At 30.2% G+C, this 9,861-nt stretch carries 10 protein-coding genes; all 10 read right to left on the bottom strand.

Annotation, left to right across the window (positions count from 1 at the left end; genetic code table 11):
• Positions 1-259, bottom strand: a 259-nt coding sequence (tnpA, locus tag HMPREF9629_RS10335; protein ID WP_009526332.1) for an IS200/IS605 family transposase, incomplete at its 3' end; no start/stop codon positions are given.
• A 407-nt stretch (positions 260-666) separates the two neighbouring features.
• On the bottom strand, positions 667-2,790 hold the full coding sequence (locus tag HMPREF9629_RS10330; protein WP_009526331.1) for an S-layer homology domain-containing protein: 2,124 nt from the start codon (positions 2,788-2,790) through the stop codon (positions 667-669).
• A gap of 976 nt (positions 2,791-3,766) precedes the next feature.
• Entirely contained in the window at positions 3,767-5,785 is a 2,019-nt protein-coding gene (recG, locus tag HMPREF9629_RS10325; protein WP_009526330.1) for an ATP-dependent DNA helicase RecG, read from the bottom strand.
• A 13-nt stretch (positions 5,786-5,798) separates the two neighbouring features.
• The gene (trmD, locus tag HMPREF9629_RS10320; protein ID WP_009526329.1) at positions 5,799-6,476 is read right to left on the bottom strand and encodes a tRNA (guanosine(37)-N1)-methyltransferase TrmD; all 678 of its coding nucleotides are present in this window, start codon (positions 6,474-6,476) and stop codon (positions 5,799-5,801) included.
• A gap of 5 nt (positions 6,477-6,481) precedes the next feature.
• Positions 6,482-6,985 (bottom strand): ribosome maturation factor RimM, encoded by a 504-nt coding sequence (gene rimM, locus HMPREF9629_RS10315; protein ID WP_040012541.1) that lies wholly within the window; start codon positions 6,983-6,985, stop codon positions 6,482-6,484.
• 42 nt (positions 6,986-7,027) lie between these two features.
• Positions 7,028-7,258, bottom strand: coding sequence for a hypothetical protein (locus tag HMPREF9629_RS10310; protein WP_009526327.1), 231 nt, complete (start codon positions 7,256-7,258; stop codon positions 7,028-7,030).
• A gap of 153 nt (positions 7,259-7,411) precedes the next feature.
• Positions 7,412-7,642, bottom strand: coding sequence for a KH domain-containing protein (locus HMPREF9629_RS10305; RefSeq protein WP_009526326.1), 231 nt, complete (start codon positions 7,640-7,642; stop codon positions 7,412-7,414).
• 24 nt (positions 7,643-7,666) lie between these two features.
• A complete protein-coding gene (rpsP, locus tag HMPREF9629_RS10300; RefSeq protein ID WP_009526325.1) occupies positions 7,667-7,906 on the bottom strand; it encodes a 30S ribosomal protein S16 in 240 nt (79 codons plus the stop codon).
• A 93-nt stretch (positions 7,907-7,999) separates the two neighbouring features.
• Complete coding sequence (ffh, locus tag HMPREF9629_RS10295) at positions 8,000-9,334, bottom strand: signal recognition particle protein (protein WP_009526324.1); 1,335 nt, start codon at positions 9,332-9,334, stop codon at positions 8,000-8,002.
• Complete coding sequence (gene ylxM, locus HMPREF9629_RS10290; protein ID WP_009526323.1) at positions 9,331-9,696, bottom strand: YlxM family DNA-binding protein; 366 nt, start codon at positions 9,694-9,696, stop codon at positions 9,331-9,333. The genes ffh and ylxM overlap by 4 nt, the downstream gene beginning before the upstream one ends.
• Positions 9,697-9,861 lie beyond the last annotated feature (165 nt).

The raw sequence follows: 9,861 nt of genomic DNA, 5'->3' as shown, positions 1-9,861 counted from the left end.
GCACTCTTCCTTTCAAATACCCCATAAATGATGATATACTTATCTTAGGCGGTATGCTCACCAACATATGAATATGATCTGGCATCAAGTGCCCTTCTATAATCTCTACTCCTTTATAGCTGCATAGCTGCTTAATAATATCTCTAATATCTATTTTGTATTGATTATAGATTATTTTTCGTCTATACTTTGGTGTGAAGACGATATGATATTTGCACATCCATTTTGTATGTGCAAGTGAATATTCTTTCTTTGCCATAATTACCTTTCCTTTCTACAATATAGCCTGAACAACTCTATTGTACACGGAAAGGTAATTTTTGTATAACATCCGACGCGCACCCGCATAGCGGGTGGTTAATTGTTTCGCCCATTTACATTTTTCGGTTCAGAGAAAAACTCCAATGGGCGAAACAGGCTAAAGTCATTAATATAGAGCTGTTGCTATGATTTTCACCATTTTGCAACAGCTCCTTTTTATACTATAAACTAATTATCACTGGATAAATTATCTAACCGTTTACAAACATAACAAGAAATTATATTTGCCATAACAACTCTTGTCATATCAATAAAAATATTTTGTCTTTTAGTTCATAACAATTCAATATTAATTAAATGCCTTGCTATTTTTTAAATGGAGTATAAAAATGATTCAAGTAAAATTTATCTTTTACGAACCTGTACTTTTCTACTCATCACTTGAACTCCTTCATCATCCATAATGTTACAAACATACCAGTAGATATCATTTTCTACAGGAGGTTTTAATACATTTGTTGTATTTCCTTCTGAAGTACTGTTTCTAAATACTGTGTCTCCATCTTTTACATATACCCATTGATATCTATAAGGTTTTATACCTCCCTCAGCTTTGACTTCTAACGTCACTCTATCTCCTAACCTACCACTTGCATCCTCAGGTTCTTTGTCAATTCGAACTTTCCATACTACTCTTGATTTATTACTTATAACCCACCTGTTTTTTGCATCATGAATTACACATCGGTAATCATATGGCTCACCTGTTACAGGTACTCTATGTGTAGTTGCTGTAGCAAATGGAAGGTTTTTGTACTCTGCATCTCCAACTTTTCTTTCTTGCCATTGATATCTTAGTGGTTGTACTCCTCCTTCTGCAGCAACTTCCAATGTAACAACATCTCCTGGCACGCCTCTTACATCCACAAGTTGTTTGGTTACTTTAATTGGCACTGTATTTGGATCTATTTCCACTTTTGCTTCATCACTTGTCACTTTATTGCCGTTTGCATCTGTAATCACACATCGATAATAATAGGTAAACATTTCTACTTTTGGTCTTAATACATTTCTTGTATTTCCTTCTACCATACTGTTTGTATAATTTATGTCTCCTTCTTTTCTTTCTTCCCATTGATATCTATACGGTTCCTTGCCTCCTGATACTTTGACTTCCAATGACACTGTATGACCTGATGGAATACCAAGTTTATTTTCAGGTTGTTTTATTATTATAGGCGGTGCTGTGCTTGGATCTACTCTCACTAATGCAAATTTAGTTAATACACGGTTTCCATCTGCATCTATAATTTCGCATCGGTATAAATATTGATACCTGGTTTCTGGAGCAAAAGGAACTTTTACTGACCTTGTTTTACTTCCTTCATATGGAACTTCTTCAATAGCTTGTATATGTGCTACAGCTATTTTTCGGTACCATTTATAGGTATATGGTTGTTTTCCTCCTGCTACTTCAACTTCTAATGTCACAAAATCTCCTTCTTTTCCTTCTATAAGTTCAGCTGGTTCTTTTGTGATTCTAAGTGGACCTGCTTTCAGCTCTACTCTTGCTGCATTACTTGTTACTTTATTACCTTTTGCATCTGTAATTACGCATATACAATCATAGGCTTCTCTGTCTACAGTATATTTTAATACATTTGTTGCTTCGTCTACTATCCTAATGTTTGTATAATCTCTGTCTCCTACTTTTCTATATTGCCATTGATAGTTATATGGTTCCTTGCCTCCTTCTACTTTAACTTCTAATGTCACTACATCTCCAATAAAATCTCCTATTGCATTTTCTGGTTGCTTAGTTATTCTAAGTGGTTTTACTTCTGGTGTTGGTGTAGCCCCAGGCGGTGTTGTTCCCGGTGGAGTTGTCCCTGGTGCTGGTGCTTCTATACTAAATGATAATCTGCGTTTTACATCCATCATCCTTATTAGTATCGCTGCTACTTCACTTCTCTTTATATTGCTTCCTGGCGAGCAATTTCTTTTATTATCTACTCCTACTACTACTCCTGCTCTATATAGCTTATATATTGCCTTAGCACTTGGGTGTGTCATCGGTACATCTGGTATTGAGCCGTCTGCTACGCTATTTTTCTTTGATTCTTCGTCTGTTAGTATCTGGGCGAAGATTTGCATATACCCTGCTCTTGTTATCTTCTTATTCCAATCTAAATCATCTGTTATCAGATTCTTTTGCTTGGCATAGTCTACATATACTTTGTACCATGGCTTTGATGATGCAAAGTCTACCTTTCCTTCGTTTTTTAACTTGTGCATTGCTGCTGCAAGTTTTACTGCTTCTGCTGCTGTCATATTGTCGTCTGGTGCATACTTATCCGCTTTTTTACCATTGATAAGGTTTGATTCATACGCTGATTTGACATCATCATAGTACCAAGATTTTTCTGAGACATCTGTAAATGGAATTTTCTCTGCATATACTTGTGTACTTATTATACTCATAATTAGCACAAAAATCGTTAACATTGAGATTCTTTTTACTTTTAACATCAATATTACCTCCTTTTAATTTTGATAATTTTTTGATATGTAATTGTCCAATATTAATCAAATGCCTTTCTATTTTTTATCTGTTTTTTAAAATATTACTAATATTTTTTAACAATGCTTATATTTCACATTATTTTACTTTAATTATGTTAATTTTTGTCTTAAATAATTAATGTTCTAAAATAAGAATGTCTATTATTCTATTGACTTTTACTATGACGTGTAATTAAATTGAAATTTTATGGTAAATATTGTTTCATAAAATTCTAAGATTTCACTCACTTTTAAAAAAATATGTATGTAATGTTAACAGCTACTAAATAGATGACAGTTGATATAAATATTGAACTTGATTACTAAAAACATTTTATCACTATTTAATCAAAATTTCCCCGGTAAAAAGTGCAGGTTTTATATTTGTAATATAAATGTAATATTTTTGTTATTCTTGTTTATAATGTTTGAATTTCAATGATTATATATTTGTTTAGAAGAAAAAGAGATAGTAAAAATCTACGGTAATAGATGAAACATAGAAGTAATATTTAAAGTATCAAAGAATTTACCAAAACTTGAAAAAGAGTTTAACAAAGTAAACTTTGATATGATGATATCACATATAAGCATAGTATTTACAAAATATATAGTGCTTGAATGTCTAAAAAAAGCAAATAATGATTTTAGATATGGATCCACAAATTTAGGTATTACAAGATATTTGATGAGGTAAATGTTAACTATATAATTAAACAATATAGATTTAAAAATGAATTAATAAAAAGTCAAATATATAATATTATTTCTCTAATTCTCTACAGTTTAAAGGAGTTAATATGTTGAAAAGTTAAATAATTAAATATATACATTGTTTAATATAAAACTGTCAATTATATTCATCAAAGACATTCAATAATTAACAGTGATATATTTTAAAATCATAATTAAGAGTTATTTCCATAAAAATAAATTTTTTTAACTACGATATATTCATCTCCGAATATATATCTTCTATTATATTTGTTATATATCTGCTGTCCATATGCTCCATTACTTCATTTGCACATTTTTGCGCAAATTCCAATATATCTATATTTTGCATTATATCGCCTATTTTAAATTCAGGTATGCCATGTTGTTTTACTCCAAAAATCTCTCCGGCTCCTCTTAATTGCAAGTCCTTCTTTGCAATGTCAAAACCGTCATTTGTATCAACTAAAGTCTGTATTCTCTGCATTGTAATTTTATTTGCGTTGTCATAAAGCAGTACGCAATAGGATTGTTTATCTCCTCTGCCTACTCTTCCACGCAATTGATGAAGCTGTGACAAGCCAAACCTTTGAGCATCATAGATTACCATTATAGTCGCATTCGGTACATTTATGCCAACTTCTATCACCGTTGTCGAAATCAATATATTAATATTGTTTTCTTGAAAATTTTTTAATATATCTTCTTTTTCTTTCGCTTTCATCTTTCCATGCAAAACTTTTATAGAATACTCTTTAGGAAAAACATCAAGTAATTTTTCGTACAATTCGTTTACAGATATAAGGTCCAAATCATAGTTTTCTTCAACAAGCGGACAAACTACATACGCCTGTCTACCTATTTTTACTTGTTTTTTTATGAATTCAAAAACCTTTTGCTCATTTATTTTACGTTCTGCAACTGTCTTTATTGGCAGTCTGTTTTGTGGTAATTCTCCTATCACAGATACATCAAGATCTTTATGTATGACAAGTGACAGAGTTCGTGGTATAGGTGTTGCACTCATTACAATTATATCAGGATTTGCATTTGATTTTTCCTCAAGTTTTTTTCGCTGATTTACACCAAATCTATGCTGCTCATCAGTTATGACCAACCCTAAATTTTTAAATACAACTTTTTCTTGTATAAGAGCCTGAGTTCCTATTACCACATCTACTTCGCCATTTTCAATTTCTTCATATAACTTAGCTTTATTTTTTGTACTACCTATAAGTAATTTTACTTTTATATCAGTATTTTTAAAAAAATCTAATGCATTTTCATAGTGCTGAACAGCCAAAACTTCTGTAGGTACCATAAATGCACTTTGGTAACCATTCATACAACTATTATATATGCTTAAAAACGCTACTATAGTCTTACCTGAACCTACATCACCCTGTATTAATCTTCTCATGGGAACATCTTTATTCATATCTGAAAATATATCATCTAATACTTTTTTTTGTGCATTTGTAAGTTCAAAAGGCAGTTTTTTTATAATGTCATTTATATTTTCCGATTTTTTAAATTTTATACCGACACTTTTTTGAACATTAGATTTTTGAGCATTTAAAAATATATTCAATTCAAAAAATTCATTGAATATACATCTGTATCTACTTTGTTTCAATATATTTATATTCTTAGGCATATGAATATTTTTTATAGCGTCATATGTAGGAATAAGTCTGTATTTTTCAAGATATTCATTCGGCAGATATTCTAATGATGTCATATCCGCATTTTCAATTGAATATTTCACTGCACTTAATATCTCACTATTTTTTATACCGTTTGAAAGCGGATATATTGGATATATCATGCCTATTTTTTTTTCAGCTTTATCAAATTCTATTTCAGGTGAATTGAATTGCAGTAGATCATAGTTTTCTTCAGCTTGACCATAAAAAAATATATATCTTCCTTTTTCAAGCTCAGGTAATATAAAATTGTTGTTGAACAGTTTTATACAAGCTGTAGATGTATCATCACTTACATATATATTTATAATGCTTTTTTTGAACTTTAGATTTACCTTTTCAAATCTTATAATTTTTGCTTTTACACTTGCCTTTTCTTTTGCTTTTATTTCATTTAGTTTTTTAAATATGCTCCTGTCCTCATATTTTCTCGGAAAATAATGGAGTAAGTCATAAATCGTACTCACTCCCATATTTTGTAAAACTTTTTGCTTTTTTTCGCCTATTTTCGGCAAATTTATAACATTATCATTTAAATTCATATCATACCTTAAATTAAAATTTCATTAGATCCGGCCGTCTTTTTTTTGTTATTTCGAGCGACTGTTCTTTTCGCCACTTATATATGTTTTGATGATTTCCGCTAAGTAACACATCAGGCACTTTCATTCCATTAAACTCTACCGGTCTTGTATACTGTGGATATTCGAGCATACCGTCTTCAAAACTTTCATCTTGAACATTGTCTTGTGATGACAAAACGCCGTCTATCTTTCTTGATACTGTATCCAAAAACACAAGCGCAGGTAACTCTCCGCCTGTAAGCACATAATCTCCTATGGATATCTCTTCATCAACTATCATATCTATTATGCGTTCATCTATTCCTTCATAATGCCCACACAGCAAAGTTAAATTATTATATTTAGCATATTCGTATGAAAGTTTATTATTTAAAATTTTTCCTTTTGGTGAAAAATATATCAATTTTGTAGAAGGATTATTTTTTTTTATATTTACATAACAATCATATATAGGCTGTGCTGTCATTATCATTCCACCCCCGCCACCATAAGGATAGTCATCTACTTTTTTATGCTTATTTGCCGAATAATCTCTTATATTATGTACATTTACTTGTATTAATTCGTATTCTACCGCATTTTTTATTATGCTTTGATTTACATATGCGTTTATAATATCCGGAAAAAGCGTCATTATATTAAAAATCATATATCCTACATTCCTTCTATAAGTTCTACTGTTATCTTTTTTTCAATCATATCTATTTTTTTAATGAATTTTTTTACATTCGGGATAAATCTTTCTATAGAACCCGATTTTATTTTAAATACATCATTTGCTCCATATTGCAAGACATCAACAACTATGCCGATTAATCGATCTCCTTCATAGACTTCTAACCCTACTAACTCGCTTATAAGATATTCATCTTCTTGCATTTGTCTTTTTTCACTATAGTCTATAAATATACTTTTTCCTAAAACTTCCGGCAAATCATCTATATTGTCAATCTCCTTAAATTTACCTATCAATAAGTTATTCATATTTTTAATATATTGCAAGTTGTATGGTGTTTCAATATCTTCCACATATACAGTCTTATAGTTGTTAAATGAAGAAATATCGCTTGTATAAGGATATATCTTAAATTCACCTTTTAAACCGTGAGACTTTATTATTTTGCCTATTCTTATTCGATCTTGTTCCAAGTTCAACACACCCTCTATGATTTTTATTATTAAAAATATTACTTATAATACTTATATCTCATTTTCAGCAAACTCCTCATTATCTTGGATATTTTCATAATCCACCTGATAATATTTTATTATAGTTTTCCTTGAATTATAAGTTTTTTCGTCAGGAGCTTTAAAATGTATTTTTCCATATTTAACTATATTTCCATCAATCCACCTGCTGTCATAATCAGTAAATAATTTCATCTTTGTATAAAACATATCTTTATCTTTATTATTAGAGCTTATATACATACAAAACACCCCAATTTCTTTTAAAATTATATTTTATATTATATCATATTTTATTAAAGTAGTGAATTTTTATAAATTATTTTTTATTTACAGTTAAGATTTTTATAACATGCTAATAAAAAAACTGCCACATAAACTGCAGCAGTTTTTTTATTAGCCTATTATTTCAAGAGTTACTTTTTTATTTTCTTTTATAGATGCAGCTTTAAGTACAGTTCTGATTGCTTTTGCAATTCTTCCTTGTTTTCCTATAACTTTACCCATATCATCTTTTGCAACTCTAAGTTCTATTATTACGGAATATTCTCCGTGATTCTCTGTTATCACTACTTCATCCGGTTTATCAACCAAAGATTTTACAATTACGTCTAATAGTTCTCTCATTTTCAGCCCCCTATTTTGTGATTGTTATTCCATAATGCCGTTTTTCTTAAATAATGATTTAACTACTTCTGTAGGTTGTGCACCTGTAGATAACCATTTTTTTGCTTTTTCAGAATCTATTTTTACATCTTTAGAACCCATCGGATTGTAATAACCTACTTCTTCAATAAATCTTCCATCTCTTGGAGATCTCGCATCAGCTACTACTATTCTATAAAATGGTCTTTTTTTTGCTCCCATTCTTCTTAGTCTTATCTTTACCAATTTTTTCACCTCCTAAAATTAATATTTTTAGAAATATATTTTTTTATATTTCATCATTATTTATAATAATTATTTAAAATAATTAACTGAAATCTACATTCCCAAAAACGGGAATTTCATCTTTTTCCTGCCTTTTGTAAAAGTGCTCATCTGCTTCATCATCTTCCTTGTCTCTTCAAATTGTTTTAACAATCTGTTTACTTGATTTACTTGCATTCCTGAGCCTTTTGCTATCCTAAGTTTGCGACTGCCGTTTATTATTGACGGATTTGCACGCTCTTGTTTTGTCATAGATTGTATTATAGCTTCTATTTTAACGAGTTCCTTATCATCCACATCTATATTTTTCATCTGTTTTGAAAGTCCAGGTATCATTTCAATCAAACTTTTCAATGAACCCATTTTTTTTATCTGTTGCATTTGAAGTAAAAAGTCATCAAAGTTGAAATCCATATTTTTCATCTTTGAATCCAACCCTTTTATGGCATCCATATCAACTGATGATTGTGCTTTTTCTATGAGTGAGAGTACATCTCCCATGCCGAGTATTCTGTTTGCCATTCTATCAGGATAAAACGGCTCCAAATCTCCTATTTTTTCGCCTGTTGCAGAAAATTTTATAGGTTTGTCGGTAACTGCTCTTATAGAAAGTGCAGCACCTCCTCTTGTATCTCCATCCAGTTTTGATAAAATTACCCCATCAATACCTAAAGCCTCATCAAAAGTCTTTACTATATTGACTGCATCCTGTCCGGTCATAGCATCTACAACTAACAATATCTCATGAGGTTTTACTGATGATTTAATATTTTTTAATTCATCCATCAATTCTTCATCTATATGAAGTCTACCGGCTGTATCTATTATAACTATATCAAATCCTAATGTTTTTGCCTCTGCTACAGCATTCGTAGCTATCTGTACAGGATTGTTGTTATTTTCTTCACTGTAAAATTTTGCTCCGACTTTATCAGCTAATATTTCCAATTGTTTAACAGCTGCAGGTCTATAAACGTCACAAGCAACAAGCATAGGATTTTTACCCTGTTGTTTCAAATTGTGTGCAAGTTTACCTGTAGTTGTTGTTTTACCGGCACCTTGCAGACCTGACATAAGTATTACAGTAGGTGGCTTTGATGATATGTTTAATTTGCTCTGTACTCCACCCATTAACTCTTTCAGCTCATCATTTACAATTTTAATAACTTGTTGTCCCGGTGTAAGACTTTTTAGAACTTCTTCACCTATTGAGCGTTCTTTTACTCTTTTTACAAAATCTTTTACCACTTTATAATTGACGTCAGCTTCAAGTAAGGCAAGCTTAACCTCTCTCATTGCAGCATCTACATCTTTTTCACTTAAAGTTCCTTTACCTCTTAACCCTTGAAGTGTATTTTGAAGTTTTTCTGCAAGTCCCTCAAATATCATATCAAGCTCTCCTTACAAAATTCAGTAATCTTTTTTATATCAATCAGTTCGTCTTGTGTAAGACTGTTTGAATATTTATCTTCAAAAGAAATAAGATATGCTATCAATTTTTCTTTAAAATTTTTGTTTTTTAAACCGGTATTTCTGACACCCAAAGATTTTTCATAAGAATATAATAACTGCTCGGATTTTTTTACTGTATCATAAACTGCCTGTCTTGACACATTTAACTCCTCACTTATTTCTCCTAATGATAAATCCTCTTCATAATACAGATTCATAACCTGTCTTTGTTTTACTGTCAACAAATCTCCGTATATATCAAGTAATTCATTAATTTCAAGTATTTTTTTTATCTCCATAATCTCCACCGTAAAGCAAATTAACTTTACACCTGATATAGTTTATTTGATTTTATTAAATATGTCAATACTTTTTTGAGGTTTTTATATGAATTTTTAAACGCTTCTATATTAATTCAAATTTTTCTATGATTAATTTTATTTTGTATTTTAAGAATTTTTTTA

Origin of the sequence: Peptoanaerobacter stomatis (assembly GCF_000238115.1) — a bacterium.
In the GTDB taxonomy this organism is placed as follows: domain Bacteria; phylum Bacillota; class Clostridia; order Peptostreptococcales; family Filifactoraceae; genus Peptoanaerobacter; species Peptoanaerobacter stomatis.
The sequence above is the reverse complement of the archived record's forward strand: the minus strand, read 5'-3'. Positions and strand labels throughout refer to the sequence as shown.

Excerpts from the sequence above, each read along its gene's own strand:
- HMPREF9629_RS10305 (WP_009526326.1), bottom strand. The coding sequence starts at position 7,642 with ATGAGAGAACTATTAGACGTAATTGTAAAATCTTTGGTTGATAAACCG.
- HMPREF9629_RS10310 (WP_009526327.1), bottom strand. The coding sequence starts at position 7,258 with ATGTATATAAGCTCTAATAATAAAGATAAAGATATGTTTTATACAAAG.
- HMPREF9629_RS10330 (WP_009526331.1), bottom strand. The coding sequence starts at position 2,790 with ATGTTAAAAGTAAAAAGAATCTCAATGTTAACGATTTTTGTGCTAATT.
- ylxM (WP_009526323.1), bottom strand. The coding sequence starts at position 9,696 with ATGGAGATAAAAAAAATACTTGAAATTAATGAATTACTTGATATATAC.
- trmD (WP_009526329.1), bottom strand. The coding sequence starts at position 6,476 with ATGATTTTTAATATAATGACGCTTTTTCCGGATATTATAAACGCATAT.
- recG (WP_009526330.1), bottom strand. The coding sequence starts at position 5,785 with ATGAATTTAAATGATAATGTTATAAATTTGCCGAAAATAGGCGAAAAA.
- ffh (WP_009526324.1), bottom strand. The coding sequence starts at position 9,334 with ATGATATTTGAGGGACTTGCAGAAAAACTTCAAAATACACTTCAAGGG.